14 protein-coding genes are annotated in these 16436 nt (G+C 66.5%); 8 read left to right on the plus strand and 6 right to left on the minus strand.

Annotated elements, in window-relative coordinates:
* Positions 1-4 precede the first annotated feature (4 nt).
* Positions 5-646, minus strand: a complete 642-nt coding sequence (gene nalC, locus VQ067_RS06635; RefSeq protein ID WP_003109635.1) for an efflux system transcriptional repressor NalC — start codon at positions 644-646, stop codon at positions 5-7.
* Between the two features lie 203 nt (positions 647-849).
* Here nalC and VQ067_RS06640 point away from each other — a divergent pair, with 203 nt between their 5' ends.
* The 3 genes from VQ067_RS06640 (at position 850) to VQ067_RS06650 (ending at position 2833) form a co-directional block, all read left to right on the plus strand.
* Positions 850-1275, plus strand: coding sequence for a hypothetical protein (locus VQ067_RS06640; RefSeq protein ID WP_003092574.1), 426 nt, complete (start codon positions 850-852; stop codon positions 1273-1275).
* Positions 1276-1282: 7 nt separating this feature from the next.
* Positions 1283-1444, plus strand: coding sequence for a MexR antirepressor ArmR (armR, locus tag VQ067_RS06645; RefSeq protein WP_019485705.1), 162 nt, complete (start codon positions 1283-1285; stop codon positions 1442-1444).
* Between the two features lie 147 nt (positions 1445-1591).
* Positions 1592-2833 (plus strand): MFS transporter, encoded by a 1242-nt coding sequence (locus VQ067_RS06650; RefSeq protein ID WP_033954625.1) that lies wholly within the window; start codon positions 1592-1594, stop codon positions 2831-2833.
* 86 nt (positions 2834-2919) lie between these two features.
* On the opposite strand, the gene VQ067_RS06655 is transcribed toward VQ067_RS06650, so the two are convergent.
* On the minus strand, positions 2920-3261 hold the full coding sequence (locus VQ067_RS06655; RefSeq protein ID WP_003092567.1) for an FKBP-type peptidyl-prolyl cis-trans isomerase: 342 nt from the start codon (positions 3259-3261) through the stop codon (positions 2920-2922).
* A 210-nt stretch (positions 3262-3471) separates the two neighbouring features.
* On the opposite strand from VQ067_RS06655, the gene VQ067_RS06660 reads away from it, so the two are divergent.
* Complete coding sequence (locus VQ067_RS06660) at positions 3472-5178, plus strand: WG repeat-containing protein (RefSeq protein ID WP_003137954.1); 1707 nt, start codon at positions 3472-3474, stop codon at positions 5176-5178.
* Between the two features lie 78 nt (positions 5179-5256).
* Here the strand turns inward: VQ067_RS06660 and VQ067_RS06665 are convergent, their stop codons facing one another.
* The 3 genes from VQ067_RS06665 to VQ067_RS06675 form a co-directional block, all read right to left on the minus strand.
* Entirely contained in the window at positions 5257-6060 is an 804-nt protein-coding gene (locus tag VQ067_RS06665) for a hypothetical protein (RefSeq protein ID WP_016253060.1), read from the minus strand.
* A 120-nt stretch (positions 6061-6180) separates the two neighbouring features.
* Positions 6181-6822, minus strand: coding sequence for a two-component system response regulator TtsR (gene ttsR, locus VQ067_RS06670; RefSeq protein ID WP_009313512.1), 642 nt, complete (start codon positions 6820-6822; stop codon positions 6181-6183).
* A gap of 323 nt (positions 6823-7145) precedes the next feature.
* Entirely contained in the window at positions 7146-9008 is a 1863-nt protein-coding gene (locus VQ067_RS06675) for a flavin monoamine oxidase family protein (protein WP_033973643.1), read from the minus strand.
* A 321-nt stretch (positions 9009-9329) separates the two neighbouring features.
* Here VQ067_RS06675 and VQ067_RS06680 point away from each other — a divergent pair, with 321 nt between their 5' ends.
* Positions 9330-10025 carry a tellurite resistance TerB family protein gene (locus tag VQ067_RS06680; protein ID WP_003137961.1) on the plus strand — a complete coding sequence of 232 codons (696 nt, stop codon included), beginning with the start codon at positions 9330-9332 and terminating at the stop codon, positions 10023-10025.
* 36 nt (positions 10026-10061) lie between these two features.
* Here the strand turns inward: VQ067_RS06680 and VQ067_RS06685 are convergent, their stop codons facing one another.
* The gene (locus VQ067_RS06685) at positions 10062-10967 is read right to left on the minus strand and encodes a LysR family transcriptional regulator (protein ID WP_003092552.1); all 906 of its coding nucleotides are present in this window, start codon (positions 10965-10967) and stop codon (positions 10062-10064) included.
* 171 nt (positions 10968-11138) lie between these two features.
* Here VQ067_RS06685 and VQ067_RS06690 point away from each other — a divergent pair, with 171 nt between their 5' ends.
* From VQ067_RS06690 to wspA, 3 genes are all read left to right on the plus strand, one after another.
* Positions 11139-12812, plus strand: coding sequence for a GMC family oxidoreductase (locus VQ067_RS06690; protein ID WP_003109627.1), 1674 nt, complete (start codon positions 11139-11141; stop codon positions 12810-12812).
* 108 nt (positions 12813-12920) lie between these two features.
* Positions 12921-14540, plus strand: a complete 1620-nt coding sequence (locus tag VQ067_RS06695; RefSeq protein WP_003092547.1) for an MFS transporter — start codon at positions 12921-12923, stop codon at positions 14538-14540.
* A 266-nt stretch (positions 14541-14806) separates the two neighbouring features.
* Positions 14807-16435, plus strand: coding sequence for a Wsp signal transduction system chemoreceptor WspA (wspA, locus tag VQ067_RS06700; protein WP_003092544.1), 1629 nt, complete (start codon positions 14807-14809; stop codon positions 16433-16435).
* Position 16436: the final 1 nt, after the last annotated feature.

A 16436-nucleotide genomic window follows, 5' to 3' on the forward strand; every position in this document is an offset into this window, starting at 1 on the left:
TCGCTCAGCCCTGCGCGGGGCGCTGCGACAGGTGTTCCAGGTAGCAGGCGATGATGTCCACCGACAGCTTGAGGCGGGTTTCCAGCAGCGCCATGGTCGGCTGGAAGTCGGCCACGCTGAGGGCCTTGAGGAACAGGTCGGCCTTGAGCATCTCGAGAAACTGGCAGGCCACCGCGTAGAGCGTTTCCTCGTCCATGTGGGGGGCGACCGCTGCCAGTCGCTCGCTGAGCAGCAGGTAGCTCTGCTGCGGCCCCTGCTCGTAGAAGGACTTGCCGATTGCCGGAAACCTCGGAGATTCCGCCACCACCAGGCGATAGAGGCTCTGGCAGCGGGGATCGAGCAGGCTGGTGAGAAAGCGCCGGCCGAAATGCTCGAGGGTGGCGCTCAGCGTGGCGGCGGGGCGCGGCTGATCGGCGCTGTCGTCGAAGATTTCCTCGATCATGTGGGCGATCACCGCGGCGAACAGGCCTTCCTTGCCGCCGAAGGAGCTGTACAGGGTTCCCCGTGAACCACCGGCCCGTTCAATCACCATGTCCAGGGTGGTGCCTTCGAAACCGTGTTCGAGAAAGGCCTGGGTGGCGGCGTCGAGCATGGCGCGGCGGCGTTGCCTGCCGCGTTCGGTCAGACGGGGGGACGCATCGTTCATGGGCGGTATCGGGCCTCGCGGGGTGGCGGTCGGAAGGTGCGCATGGTGGGCCGTCGGGACGGTCCGTTCAAGTCTCCAGGCGGTTTGCTGAGAGCGTTTCTCGTTAGGGTTGACGCTGGTCATTTAAGAACTGTATCGTACAGTACTGTTTTGGCAAGCACTTCCGCTCATTCCTCCGCCTTGCCTCCCCGCAGGAGTCCCCCATGAATGCCCCCGCTAAGAGCCTGTTGGATATCGATGCCTTTCCCCTGGTCCAGGTCCGCGAGATGCCCCGCGAGCTGGCCGATGTCGAGCGCTGGTTGGAGGAGGTCGAAGCGCTGCTGGCCGTCGAGTGCGATTTCGCCCTGGTCTATCCGCCACTCCCGCAGGAAGAAGCTGAAGGCGACCAGCAAGCGCGCAAGCGCCTGGTGTTGTGGCTCAAGGAAAATCGCCAGCGCTTCGCCGAGCATTGCCGGGGCATCCTGCTCAGTGCCAACGGCCAGCCGGACAACCTCGCCGACCTGCAGCAGCTGGCGCCGGTGCTGCAGGCCGTCTACGGCCCGCCGGTGAGCGTGGCGCCGGACCTGGCGTCCGCCCGCGGCATGGCGAAGGCGCTGCTGAGCGGGCCGGCGACGGGGATGAACTGGTGACGCCGCCATGTCCCTGAACACTCCGCGCAACAAACCGTCCCGCACCGAGACCGAAGCTGTCGCTGCCACCTCGGGACGATCCGCCGTCGGTCGGCGGGATTGCACCGAGCAGCTGCGCCGGGCGGCCCGGCGCAATGCCTGGGACCTCTACGGCGAGCACTTCTACTGAGTGGGCGTGCCGGATTGCCATTGGTGCGGGCGATGGAACACATCGTTTGATTCCTGGGCTCTTTACCTCAAGTTAACTTGAGCTATCAGAATCCGCGCAGAGCGTCTGGCGACCTTGCCGGGCGCCACTCCATGCCCGGAGGCAACGATGGATAGCCCGTCCACTCCCGCTCGTCCGCACCCCCAGGCCAGCCCGCGATGGCTGGCAGTTGCCAATGTGATCTTCGCCGGCATCGCCGCCGCCCTGCATGTCGGCAAGGCGACCATCGCCCTGCCGTCGCTGCAACGGAGCTTCGGCGGCGACCTCGCCGCGCTGAGCTGGATCATGTCCGCCTTTCCGTTCGTCGGCGTATTCGGCGGCATCGCCGCTGGCCTCCTGGTGCGTCGCTGGGGAGATCGCCGGCTGCTGACCGGCGGACTGGCGATTCTCGGCGGAGCGAGCCTGCTCGGTGCGTCGATGCAGGACTTCGCCTGGTTGCTCGCCACTCGCTTCGTCGAGGGGCTCGGTTTCCTCATCGTGGTAGTGGCGGCGCCCGCCGTGTTGCACAGGATCACCAGCGAGACGCGGCGCAGCGTGGTGTTCGGTCTGTGGAGCACCTTCATGGCAGGCGGAATCGCCCTCTCGATGCTGTTCGGGCCGCTGCTCGCGGACTGGCGCGCCGACTGGCAACTGAGCGCACTGCTGGTACTGGTCGCGGCGCTGCTGCTGCCGCTCAGCGTCCCTGCCGACGATGGGCGCAGGGCGGCAGGCGTGAGGCCGGCCGGTCTTGGCACGTTGCTCAAGTCTCCGGCGATCACCCTGCTGGCGCTCGGCTTCACCACCTACAACCTGCAGTTCTTCGCCCTGATGACGTTCCTCCCCGTGTTCCTCATGCAGCGCCTGGGTGTCGCCCTGGAGACTGCGGGACTCATCGGCGCGGCCATCGTCGCGGCGAACGCCCTGGGCAATGTCGCGGCGGGCTTCATCCTTTCCCGCGGCATACGTCCCGGCGCCTTGCTGGCGACCACCGCGATCCTGATGGGAGTCACCGGTGCGGCGTTCTTCCATGCCGCGACGCCGGGGCTCCTGGCGATTGCGCTGGGGTTCGTCTTCTCGGCGGTCGCCGGCATGCTTCCCACCACCGTGCTGGCGACCGCGCCGCTGGCCTCGCCCACGCCTTCGCTGACGCCACTGGCCATCGGCTGGGTAATGCAGGGCAACTACCTGGGGCAGGTGATCGGCCCCTTGCTGAACGGCCTGATCGTCAGCCGTTTCGACTGGTCGGGCGCGATCGGCCTGATGCTGGTCGCGGGCGCGGCGGGGGCCGTCCTGGGGTTCTGCCTGCTGCGTGCGCTGGACGGCCTGCCTCGCGCCATTGCCACGGGTTCCGCGGCTCGCCCCGCGGATTAGAAGAGAAACCGGCTTCGTGCAGGGCGGATAGTCGAGCGACTATTCGTCCTGCGCATGGCGGCCAGAGGCCGCCGCCGTCCCTCGGCTCAGTCGTCGCGGGTGAGCACTTCCAGCAGTTCGATCTCGAACAGCAGGTTGGAGTGGGGCTTGATGTGCGCGCCGACCTGCCGTTCGCCGTAGGCCAGGTGGGAAGGGACGAACAGCCGTCGCTTGCCGCCGACCTTCATGCCCATCAGGCCCTGGTCCCAACCCTTGATCACTCGTCCGGTGCCGATCACGCACTGGAATGGCCGGCCGCGCTCGTAGGAGGAGTCGAACAGCGTGCCGTCTTCCAGGGTGCCCTTGTACTGGGTGGTGATCAGCGCACCCTTCACCACCTCCTTGCCGTCGCCCAGGAGGAGGTCTTCGATTTGCAGTCGGTCGTTCATGGGGCGGTACCTGCGCGGTTTGCGGAAAGCCGCGATTCTGCCAGCAAGCGCGCCGCCTGTCGCCGAGCCGGCGGACCAGGGCATTGCCAGGCGGTCCGCGGCACGGGCATCATGCCCGCGCCTTTCCGCCGGGAAGGCTACCGCGTTCCGCGATGTCGCGCGCATCGCGGCTGGACACATATCTCAGGGATCATACGAGAACATATCCGCATGCAAAGACTGTCGCGTATCGGCCGCAACACCCTCGCCGTCTCCGTTTCCACCTTGCTCCTCAGCGCCTGCAACCAGGGCGACGATGCGCCGAAGCCTGCGGCGGTCGCGCCGCAACCGGCCGCACCGAGCATGGCTGCACTGAGCATCCCGCTATGCCTCAACGGGCAGTGCGCGGTGATCGACCAGGACGCCAAGCTGCTCGTGCCGTTCGACAACGACTACGACAATATCGTCGCCAGCGCCTACCAGGGCACCCTGATGGCGGCGCGCGAGGAGCGCTGGAACCTGATCCAGGCGAAGGACGGCAAGGTGTTGCGCGACGATATCGGCGAAGCCCTGTCGCTGCTCACCCCCGACCTCTATGGCTTCGTCCGCGACGGCAAGTACGGCGTGGTCGACGGCCAGGGCAAGGAAGTCCAGGCGCCGCGTTTCGACGACATCTACCCCAACAGTGCCAACGAATTCATCATCTACGAGATCGATGGCAAGCGCGGCATCCTCGATGCCAAGGGCAAGCAGCTCACCGAGGCGCTCTACGACACCACCCTGGTCAACGGCAGCGTCGCCGAACACGGCGGCTTGATCAGCGCCGAGCGTGGCGAGGAGAAGTGGATCATCAACCTCGCCACCGGCGAACAGAAGGCCGTGGCCTACGAGAGCCTGGGCGACCTCCACGACGGCGTGATGAGCGCCAGCGTCATCGGCAAGGGCTCCCAACTGGTGGATGCCAAGGGCGACGTGGTCGGTGACGGCAAGAGCTACGATTACCTGGGCACCCCGGCCAACGGCCTGGTCGCGTTCCGCGAGAAGTACGACAGCCCCTGTGGCTACCTCGACTACCAGGGCAAGGTGGTGATCGCCGCCCAGTTCGCCGGTTGCGGCGCCTTCGGCAAGCAGGGCGGGCTGGCCCAGCAGCGCATGGAAGATGGCTCGTCGGGCAAGTACGGCCTGATCGATCGCAGCGGCGCCTGGAAGGTGCAGCCGCAGTACGATTCGGCCGACAGCGCCGGCCTCACCGCGCTTGGCTACACCGTCGACGTGCCCGGGCTGGCTGCCGTCGGCGTGAGCACCGGCCTGTTCAGCGCCGACTTCGGCATCTTCAACCTCGACGAAGGCAGCGAGTGGGTGAAGCCGGGTTATGCGCAGATCGGCGCGCTGGGCAACGACCTGTTCGTCGTGGCGAAGAAGGGCGGGCCGCAGAAGACCGTCAGCTTCATGGGTTCGGAAAGCCAGGTGCCGGTGGTGGGCCTGATGGACCGCAGCGGCAAGATGCTGCTGGAGCCGGGCGAACTGATCAGCATCCAGTCTGCGTATGACGGTCGTTTCCTGGAAGCTCTCGACGGTATGGACAACGCTGCCCACACCGTGTTGCTCGATCGCCAGGGACGCACGCTGGTTCCGGCGCTCTGGCAGAAGCTGGAGGTGAATCCGCAGCAGGGTTACATCCTGGGCTACGAAGTCAGCGGCACTGGCGACGAGGCGACGGAAACCTTGCGCGCACTGTACGACCTGAACGGCAAGCCGCGCTTCACCGTGGCCACCACCGATTGCGGCGCCGAACAGTTGCTCGACGGCAATGGCAAGGCGATCTGGCCGCAGGACCCGACGCCGTATTGCCAGTCGGACGACGAGCAGGGCGACGAAGGCGAGCCGGAGCAGGAGCCGGCGCCCGCCGAAGAGAGCGAGGAAACCAGCGAGAGCTGAGTTCCCTGCGCGCGTCCGCCCCTTGCGGCGGGCGCGCGGTTCCGCTGTTTCGCCGTGGCTGGTGGCCACGGCCTTCCCTCACTGGCGGTGCCAGAAGTCCGAATACTCCTCGAACGGGTAGCGCTCGCCGTCGTAGCGCAGCGTGCGCTTCACCGTGCGCAAGGGTTTGCCGTTCTCCGTTTCGCCGTCGCTGACCCGCGAGGTGACGACCAGGTCGGCAAAGCCGTTGGAGCGTCCGCGGCCGAGTTCCAGGGTCAGGTGCGAGACTTCCTGTTCGAACCCGGGCTCGGCGGAGCAGACCGAGCCTTTCAGCGTCCTCCACTGGTCCAGGTAGGTGTTGAGCACCGGCCGCAGCTTGCCTTCGCCGGCCGGCACCACCAGGGTCAGCAGGTTGTCGAAGCCGGCTTCCGGACAACTGGCGCCACGCGCCACGCTATGGAATACCACGCCGAAGGCGCGCACCGTCGGGCTCAGGCGATAGCGTGCGGTGTCCAGCCAGAGGCTGTCGCTGCCGACGGCGACGGACGCGTCTTCTTCGAAGTCGCTGTCGTAGCGTTCGAGCAGCCTGCCGCTGCGGCTGTCGGCCTTGGCCAATAGCAGATGCGGGTGGCGTTCGCCTTCCACGGCGGTGTCGCCCGGATCCAGGTAGGCCATGGCGATCACCGTCTGCGCGGGGTCGTCCGGCCAGGGCTTGCAGGCCACGGCGAGGAACGGACCGGAAGATTCGTACGAAGGGGCTATCCAGCCATCGTGGCCGACCTGCCTGGCTACGGCGTCAAGCAGTCGCGACGCGCAGGGCTGCGGTTCGCGGGCTTCGGCCTGGCTGGCGAGTCCCAGCAGCAGGAGGCAGAGTCGGGCGGAGAGGCGGCGGTTACGGTCCATGTGAAAAGAGTCCTTTGGCGGAGGCGGGCACGGATGACGCCCGGCGCTGCGGGACATTCTAGCTGCTGCGCGGACCTTGCGAAGCGGGCTGGCGGGGCGGACATATCGCGGCCGCGCTGCTCAGGCCAGGCCGTTTTCCCGGATGTAGATAAAGAGTCCGGCATTGCTGTCCAGGCCAAGCTTGCGCATGGCGCTGCTCTTTTGCGCGCTGATGGTCTGCTTGCTGCGGCACAGTCGGATGGCGATTTCCCCGACCGCCAGGCCGCTGCCGTACAGGCGCAGCACTTCCACTTCGCGCGGGGTGAGTTGTTCGAGGCTGGCCAGCGGCTTGCCGTGTTCGGCTTCGCCCACTTCCAGCAGGTGTGCGATGGAGCTCGAGATGAATGGTCGACGGCCGGTGTGGCGGATCGCCTTGGGCAGATCGTCGAGCATGCCGCGTTTGCTCACCAGGCCGTGAATGCCCAGCTTGAGCAGGGATGAAACGAGTGCCGGGTTGCCGAGCATGGTGACGACGATGATCGGCAGGTCCGGATAGCGCCGCCGGACCTTCTGCACCAGGCGCAAGCCGTCGGCCTGCCGGCTGCCGGGCATCATCAGGTCGGTGATCAGCAGGTCGCAGGGGTGCGCTTCGAGCTGCGCCAGCAAGCCGTCGGCGTCCTGGGCCTGGGCGACGATCCGCAGGTCGTCGTACGCACTCAGCAGATAGCGCATGCCGATCAGGGTGAGGGCGTGGTCGTCGACGAGGATGACGCGTGTTTTCATGAAATCGAACCCGATCGAGGTGGAGGTTTCCGCGGCGGCTACCGGCAACGCCGGCAGGCGGATAATCCGCCAGGAGGCAGCTCCGGACGGGCTCGAATTCTAGCGATGGTGTCTGTCGGTTTAATCAGGACTTTTCTGAATGCTAGTAGGAAATTTCCTATGTGTTTTCCCTAGGTTATTTCGAGGGGAGGCCGAGAAACATAGGGTCTTTGAACGGCTTTCGTGGAGTAGGGGTTGAAATCTCTGTCAGTACATTTCTGTCAGTCTTGCTGGACATCGGAAGGGCGCGACGGCAGCGCGGGTTCCGCTGCCGTCGCCGTCCTTCAACCCAGTTCGCGGACTGCCCGCACCGCCTGGTCGATGGCGGCATGGGCGTAGGCATCCCAGGCCGCATCCGAGTTGGCGATGGCGACATTGCCGACCTTGCTTCGCGCCAGTTCCATCAGCGCTTCGCTTTCCGCCTCGTCGTCGTAGAGGGTATTCATGAAGTAGGAGTAGCCGTGCGACCAGCGGTTCACGGTGATGCCGGTGATGTCGCGGCGGTGGTCGAAGCCCGCCGGGCCGAGCATGGCCTGGAGCTGGTCGCGGATGTCCTTTTCCAGTTGCTCGAAGCTCATCGCGTAGAGCTTGCTGCGGCCTACGCGAGCCTGGGTGCGGGCGTCCATGCCGGCGTTCGGGGTGGTCGGCACGTAGACCATGTGCACGCCGATCGGCTGCCGCGGGTCGCGTGGATGCCGGTAGCTGCCGAGGTCGACCGGGAAGTCCAGCTTGATCCGCGAGTAGGGCAGGGTCGGCGCGTAGATCTCGTGGATGCCGAGGGTCTTCCAGGCCTGCCAGTTGCGCAGCAATACCTTGGTGTACACCAGCGGGAACTTGACGTTCTGGCTCAGCGCGTGGGCCTGCTCCTCGGAGAGGTCGCGCAGCAGGTACGGCACCATCATGTTGTAGCAGGCCATCACGCAGTGCTTGCCGCGTACCCGGTGCAGGCGGCCGGCGCGGCTGTAGCCGACATCGACGCCGCCGGCGCGGTTGCGCACGCTGACGGCGGTGCTGTTCAGGCGCAGGCGCACCGGATGCCCGGCGAGGTCCAGCTTCGAGTAGTCGAAGCGGGCCATGACGATGTCCTCCATGCCTCGGCCCGGCGCCACCGCGGGGATCAGGTCGCGCACCATGAGCCGAGCCAGCGAGGCGTTGCCGTCGGGGAAATGGTAGATGTACGGCTCGTCCATTTCCGCCTGGGCCTCCTCGCTGGGTTGCGGCAGGCCGAGGGCGTCGAAGCCGGGGAAGCCGGCGGCGTATGCGTCAGCCGCCGGCAGGGCGTCGGTGCCTAGGGCAGAGAAGTCGTTGCTGCGGCCCTGGAAGTACTTCACCGAGGTTTCCGAGAGCCCGACGTTCTTGAGCAGGTAGTCGCGGTAGCTGGTCTTCGCCAGGTAGGTTTCCTTTTCTTCCACGCTCTTGCCGGCAAGATAGTCGCGAGGTGATTCGTACAGCGCGATGAGCGCCTCCCGGTCTTCGCGGCTCAGCGGGAAATCGCCGATGAAGGCGCGCCAGGAGCGGGCATTGAGACGATCGCGGGGGACCTCGTCGGCAACCATCGGCGTCGGGTCGCCGCTGACCAGCTTGTCCACGCCGAAGCTGGCCTTGTCGAAGAACACCGCGCGGGACAGGCCCAGGCCGGGGTAGAAGTCGGTGTCGAAGGCTGTCTCGAAGCGCTTGAGCTCGACGCCCAGGCGTTTCAGCAGGTGTTTGGCGTCTTCGCTGTAGAGGGCGTTCGGCGATTGCAGCGACTCGCTGCCGCCGTAGCCGAGGATGGTGCGCCCGCCGGCCTGGAATTCGTTGCGCTTGGCATGGCCGCCGAAGTCGTCGTGGTTCTCGATGACGAGGATGCGCGCCGCGGGGTGCCGTTCGCGATAGAACCAGGCGGCGGCGAGGCCGCTGATGCCGCCGCCGACCACCACCAGGTCGTATTCCTCTTCGATCGGCAGGTGGTCGACATCGAAGGTCTTCTTCTCCCAGCCCATCTGGTGTGCGACTTCGAAGGCGCCCGGATGGCTACCGCGCAGGCCGGTGAGCGCGGGCGGATAGTAGCGGCCGCCGGGGGCGGCGCGGAGGATCTCGGCGGGGGTCAGGCCTGCGGCGATGGTCAGGGCTACGCCGTTCAGGAAGTCGCGGCGGGAGATGGTCATGGGAAGTCCTTTGCGAGGCAGTGGGTGGCTCGGGGGAGCCATGTTCACAGTTTGCTGTTGCGAATGCGCGCGGAGCGGCTGGCGTCGGACGCCGACCCGCAGTCGCGGGCGGGCGCGGAGTTTAGAGGGCCATGCCGGCGCGTCGAAGGGCTTTCTGCTGGCACTAGGCCTCTATCTGGAGAAATGTGACATGCGTCGCGCTTTGCCACGGTGTCCGCGGAGGCCGGCAATATCTCGAAGCAAACTCCCGGCGGGCAGCGCGGACGCGAAGGGCTAGAGTCGGTCGAATCCGGTTGTTACCGAACGTCCTGGAGGCTCCTCATGAATACCCGTGGTTTGCTCGACCAATTGCTCAAGTCCGGGCAGGAAATGTTGCAGAACAAGACCGGCGGCAAGCCCGGCGCCAGCGGTGGCGGACAGCTCGGCAGCCTGCTTTCCGGCGCCGGCGGCGGAGCCCTGGCGGCTGGCGCCATCGGCCTGCTGCTGGGAAACAAGAAGGCGCGCAAGTTCGGCGGCAAGGCGATCACCTACGGCGGCCTTGCCGCGCTCGGGGTGATCGCCTACAAGGCCTACAACAACTGGCAGCAGCAACAGAGCGGCGCCGCGCCGCAGGCGCAGCCGCAGACCGTCGACCGCCTGCCGGAAGCCCAGGCCGAAGTGCATAGCCACGCGATCCTCCAGGCCATCGTCGGTGCGGCCAAGGCCGACGGCCACATCGACGAGCGCGAACGGCAGATGATCGAAGGCGAGGTGGCCAAGCTGACCAGCGACCGCGAGGTGCAGGGCTGGCTGGAGCGCGAGCTGAACAAGCCGCTGGATCCGGCCGAGATCGCCCGTGCCGCGAGCACCCCGGAGATCGCCGCGGAGATGTACCTGGCCAGCCTGCTGATGGTCGACGAGGAAAGCTTCATGGAGCGCTCCTACCTCGAGGAGCTGGCGCGGCAGCTGCGCCTGGAGCCGTCGTTCAAGCTGGAGCTGGAGAACCAGGCCAGACAGGCGCTGCAGCGCCTGGCCTGAGACGGCGGAGCGTCGCTCCGCGGATAACCGCCGCCATCATGGCGGCGGCGTCGCCGAAGGGCCGAGCAGAACCTCCCGCTCGCGCTGGCACAGCTCCAGCAGGAAGTCCCAGACCACCCGCAGGCGCACCGAGCGGTGCAGCTCCCGCCGAGTGCTCATCCAGTACTCGCGCTGGATGCTTTCCTCGGGTAGCACCGGTACCAGCAAAGGATCGCGGCTACCCATGAAGTGCGGCAGGATCGCCAGGCCGATGCCGGCCTGTGCCGCCTGCTGCTGGGCGACCACGCTGGTGCTGCGGAACACGACCTGCGGGTGGCGGCAGAAACTGTGGTGGAACATCAGTTCCTGGCTGAACAGCAGGTCGTCGACGTAGCCGATCCACTGGTGCCTGCCGAGGTCGTCGCGGTCGCGTAGCGGCGGCGCCTGTTCCAGGTAGGCGGGGCTGGCGAACAACGCCAGGCGATAGCGGGTCAGCAGGCGGGTGATCACCAGGTCGGCGCTCGGCCGGTCTAGGGAGATGGCGATGTCCGCTTCGCGGTTGGTGATGCTGACGAAGCGCGGCACCGAGACCAGCTCGACCTCCAGGCCCGGGTAGTGGCGCATCAATTGCGCCAGGCGCGGAGCGAGGAAGACGCTGCCGAGGCCTTCGGTGACGCCGATGCGGATCTGCCCCAGCGGCGAGATGCTCTGGCTCATTTCTTCCTGGGCGAGCAGCGCGGTGTTCTCCATCGCCTCGGCGTGCTTGAGCAGCGCCTGGCCGGCCGGAGTCAACTGGTAGCCGCCGGTGTGCTGGGCGAACAGTTGGGTGCCGAGGTCGCGCTCGATGTTCTCGATGTGCCGGGCCACCGTGGCGTGAGTGGTGCCGAGACGCTTGGCGGCGGTCAGCAGGCGACCGCTGCGCTGCAACTCGAGGAAGAAACGCAGGTCATTCCAGTCGAACATGGGGAGCGCCTTCTGCCGGGCCGAGGGGGCGTTGTTAGAAAACGAACAATAGCTGCCCCGAAACGTTTGTTTTTTTATCGCGAATGAACGACTAGCCTCAAGCCGTTCGAGACTTGCCGGTCATCCGCAGGTCCGACGGCCCATCACAAGAACGACAAGACGAGGCTCGCCATGCCCGAGGTACTGGATACCTACGACTACCTCATCGTCGGCGCCGGACCTGCCGGCTGCCTGCTGGCCAACCGGCTTTCCGCCGACCCTGCCAACCGTGTCCTGCTGCTGGAAGCCGGCGGTCCGGACAACTATCCCTGGATCCACATTCCCGTCGGCTACCTCTACTGCATCGGCAACCCGCGTACCGACTGGTGCTTCGACACCGACGAGGTCCCCGGGCTCAACGGTCGTTCCCTGAAGTACCCGCGCGGCAAGGTGCTCGGAGGATGCTCCTCGATCAATGGCATGATCTACATGCGTGGCCAGGCCCGCGACTACGACCAGTGGGTGGCCGAAGGCAATCCGGGCTGGAGCTGGAGAGAGCTGCTGCCGCTGTTCCGCAGGATGGAGGACCATTTCGCCGGGACCAGCGAAATGCACGGCGCCGGCGGCGAATGGCGGGTAGAACGCCAGCGGCTCTCCTGGAAGCTGCTCGATGCCTTCCAGCAGGCGGCGGCGCAGACCGGAATCGCCAGCGTCGAGGATTTCAACGGTGGCGACAACGAAGGCTGCGGCTACTTCCAGGTCAACCAGCGCGGCGGGGTGCGCTGGAATGCCTCGAAAGGCTTCCTGCGCGGCATCGCCCAGCGCGCCAACCTGACGGTTCTGACCCATGCCGAAGTCCAGCGGGTGCTCCTCGAGGACGGCCGCGCCAGGGCCCTGTCGGTCCGTTGGCAGGGCCGCGAGCAGCGCTTCGAGGCGCGCCGCGAGATCGTCCTGAGCGCTGGCGCGATCGGTTCGCCGTGCCTGCTGCAACGCTCCGGGATCGGCCCGCGGGACCTGCTGGAGCGGCTCGGTGCCGGGGTCGTCCACGAGTTGCCCGGGGTCGGTGGCAATCTCCAGGATCACCTGCAGCTGCGCATGATCTACAAGGTCGACGGCGTTCCCACCCTCAACCAGATCGCCGGCAGCCTATGGGGCAAGCTGGGCATGGGCCTGCGCTACCTGGCGAGCCGCAGCGGGCCGTTGTCGATGGCGCCGAGCCAACTGGGCGCCTTCGCCCGCTCCGATCCGCAGCAGCCCTCGGCCAACCTCGAATACCACGTCCAGCCGCTCTCGCTGGATCGCTTCGGCGAGCCGCTGCATGCCTTCCCGGCGTTCACCGCGTCGGTCTGCGACCTGCGTCCGCACAGCCGGGGAACGGTGCGCATCCGCTCGCTCGACCCGGGCGAGGCGCCGTCGATCCAGCCCAACTACCTGAGCGATCCGCGCGACCTCAAGGTCGCCGCCGACGCCATTCGCCTGACCCGCCGCATCGCCGCCGCGCCGGCGCTGGCCGCCTTCCGTCCGCAGGAGTACAAGCCCGGCCCGGAATACCGCAGCGAAGAGGATCTGCAGCGCGCCGCGGCGGAGATCGGCACCACCATCTTCCACCCTGCCGGCACCTGCCGCATGGGGCAGGGGGGGCAGGCAGTGGTGGATGCGCAATTGAGGGTGCACGGAATCCCCGGCCTGCGTATCGCCGATGCCTCGATCATGCCCAGCCTGACCTCCGGCAACACCTGTTCGCCGGTGCTGGTGATCGCCGAGAAGGCGGCGCAGATGATTCTCGCCGAGCGCCGCCGCGAGGCCGCACCGCAGGTCGTCGAAAGCGCCATGGCCGCCGGCGGCAAGGAGGCGGTGGAGGCCTGAGGATCGCTACACCCCGTATCGCGTGGCGCCCGGCGCCGCAGCGGTCGACGCTGAAAACGGAAATGGCAGACAACAATAAGAGCCCCCACAAGGGGCGGGAGAGCCGCAATGACCGAGTACGCAACGACCCCTTCCTACACAGTGCCTGCGACCACGCCCCAGGAGGAGCGCAAGGTGATCTTCGCCTCCTCGCTGGGCACGGTCTTCGAGTGGTACGACTTCTTCCTCTACGGCGCCCTGGCGGCGGTGATCAGCAAGCAGTTCTTCGCCGGCGTCAACGACACCACCGCCTTCATCTTCGCCCTGATGGCCTTCGCCGCCGGCTTCCTGGTGCGGCCCTTCGGCGCGCTGGTGTTCGGCCGCCTGGGCGACATGATCGGGCGCAAGTACACCTTCCTGGTGACCATCCTGCTGATGGGGCTGTCGACCTTCGCCGTCGGCCTGCTGCCCACCTATGCCTCGATCGGTGTCGCCGCGCCGATCATCCTGGTCACCTTGCGCATGCTCCAGGGCCTGGCCCTGGGCGGCGAGTACGGCGGCGCGGCGATCTACGTCGCCGAGCACGCCCCGGCGAACAAGCGCGGTAGCTACACCAGCTGGATCCAGTCCACCGCGACCCTCGGCCTGTTGCTCTCGCTGCTGGTGATCCTGGCTTGCCGCCAGTTGACCGGCGACGAGTTCGAGACCTGGGGCTGGCGCCTGCCATTCCTGCTGTCCATCGTCCTGCTGGGCATCTCCACCTGGATCCGCCTGTCCATGCGCGAGTCGCCGGCGTTCCTCAAGATGAAGGCCGAGGGCAAGGTCAGCAAGGCGCCGCTGCGCGAGTCCTTCACCCAGTGGGGCAACCTGAAGGTGGTGCTGACCGCGCTGTTCAGCATCAATGCCGGCCAGGCGGTGACCTTCTACACGGCGCAGTTCTACGTGCTGTTCTTCCTCACCCAGGTGCTCAAGGTCGATGGCGGCACCGCCAACGGTCTGCTGATCGTCGCCCTGGTGCTTGGCGCGCCGTTCTTCATCGTCGCCGGCTGGCTGTCCGACCGCATCGGCCGCAAGCCGGTGCTGCTGGCCGGCCTGCTGCTCGCCACGCTGTTCTACTTCCCGCTGTTCAAGGGCTTGACCCACTACGCCAATCCGGCCATCGACCAGGCCAGCCGGCAGTCGCCGATCAGCGTGGTGGCCGACCCGGCGACCTGCACCTTCCAGTTCGACCCGGTGGGCAAGGCGACCTTCGACAGCCCCTGCGACAAGGTCAAGACCTTCCTGGTCAAGTCCGGCCTGCCCTACTCGACGGTGGCGGCGCCCGCCGGCAGCGACGTCAGGATACGGGTCGGCGAGACCGAGATCGCCGGCTTCGACGCCGAAGCGATGGCGGCCGCGGTGAAGGCGGCAGGCTACCCGCAGCAGGCCGACGGTAGCCAGGTGAACAAGCCGATGGTGATCGCCATCATCTTCGCCCTGGTACTGATCTCCACCCTCTGCTACGGCCCGCTGGCGGCGCTGATGGTCGAACTGTTCCCGACCCGCATCCGCTATTCCTCGCTGTCGCTGCCGTACCACATCGGCAACGGCTGGTTCGGCGGCTTCCTGCCCACGGTCTCGTTCGCCCTGGTGGTGTACACCGGCGACATCTTCTACGGCCTCTGGTATCCGGTGCTGATCACCGGCGGCAGCCTGGTCTGCGCCTTGCTGTTCCTCCGCGAAACCCGCCATACCGACATCCACCGGTGAAATCGCGCCCCGTTCCCGGCATGGGGACGGGGCGCTCATTCCCTCCGTGATGTGCCTGTCTTCTCAGAAAAGTCTGGCTTGCCAGTTTTCTTTCTTTGTCTTTCTGCCACACTTCTGGCGTCAAAAAACGCCTTTCCAGCGCCTACAATAGCGGGAAAACCCTATGGCGCTGCTTGCCGGTGCCGGGGACGGCCTATACAGTCCGCGCGATTGACGGGCCGTTGTGGCGGCAGGAACGAATCCGGACTCGAGTCTTGGGGAAAAATGTGAAGAACTGGACTGTTCGCCAGCGAATCCTGGCAAGTTTCGCCGTGATCATCGCGATCATGCTGCTGATGGCCGCTACTGCGTACGTGAAGATGTTGACGGTGGAAAAGGGCGCCTACCGTGTCCAGGACGACGCCATGCCGGGGATGTACTTCATCACCCTGGTACGCAGTTCGTGGACCGACAACTACCTGCAGACCCAGGAACTGTTCGGCGTCACCGACGACCACGAGCTGAGCAAGGCCGAGGCTGACAGCATCCTTGCCAGCGAGGAGCGCCTGGACCAGCAGATCGCCTCCTACCAGAAGACCATGAACCCGGACGAGGCCCGCGACCACGAACTGCTCGCCGGCTTCCTGGGTGTGCGCAAGGCCTACCTGGAGCAGCACGACAAGGTGCTCGAGCTGTATCGCGAGAAACGCTTCGAAGAAGCCGGCAAGCTCGTCGCCGGCCCGTTGACCGAGCACTGGCGCGACGGTCGCAAGTACCTCAACGAGCTGATCGAGCTGAACAAGGACATCGCCGATCGCGCCTCGGAGAACATCGTCAACGCGGTGGACGACGCCGAACTGAGCATGCTGGTGACCCTGTTGCTGGCGGTGGTGGTAGCCGGCATCTGCGGGTTCCTGCTGTTGCGGGCGATCACCCAGCCGATCCAGAAGATCGTCCGCAGCCTCGACCTGATGGCCGGTGGCGACCTCACCGCACGCCTGAACCTCGGCCGGCGTGACGAATTCGGCGCCATCGAGACCGGTTTCAACGGCATGGCCGAAGAGCTCAAGGGCCTGGTGTCGCAGGCCCAGCGTTCTTCGGTGCAGGTCACCACCTCGGTCACCGAGATCGCCGCGACCTCCAAGCAGCAGCAGGCCACCGCCACCGAAACCGCTGCGACCACCACGGAGATCGGCGCCACTTCTCGCGAGATCGCCGCCACCTCGCGCGACCTGGTGCGGACCATGAGCGAAGTCTCCGGTGCCGCCGAGCAGACTTCGACCCTGGCCGGTTCCGGCCAGTTGGGCCTGGCGCGCATGGAGGAAACCATGCACCACGTGATGGGTGCGGCCGACCTGGTCAACGCCAAGCTGGCGATCCTCAACGAGAAGGCCGGCAACATCAACCAGGTGGTCACCACCATCGTCAAGGTCGCCGACCAGACCAACCTGCTCTCGCTGAACGCCGCCATCGAGGCGGAGAAAGCCGGCGAGTACGGCCGCGGGTTCGCCGTGGTGGCCACCGAGGTGCGCCGGCTGGCGGACCAGACCGCGGTCGCCACCTACGACATCGAGCAGATGGTGCGCGAGATCCAGTCGGCGGTATCGGCCGGGGTGATGGGCATGGACAAGTTCTCCGAGGAGGTCCGCCGCGGTATCGCCGAGGTCGGCCAGGTCGGCGAGCAATTGTCGCAGATCATCCAGCAGGTGCAGGCGCTGGCGCCGCGGGTGCAGATGGTCAACGAGGGTATGCAGGCCCAGGCTACCGGTGCCGAGCAGATCAACCAGGCGCTGGTGCAACTGGGCGAGGCCACCGGGCAGACCGTGGAGTCGCTGCGCCAGGCCAGCTTCGCCATCGATGAGCTGAACCTGGTGGCGAACGGGCTGCGCAACGGCGTATCCCGCTTCAAAGTCTGAG

The organism is Pseudomonas sp. KBN12P06040, from assembly GCF_037574965.1.
Classification (GTDB): Bacteria; Pseudomonadota; Gammaproteobacteria; order Pseudomonadales; family Pseudomonadaceae; genus Pseudomonas; species Pseudomonas aeruginosa.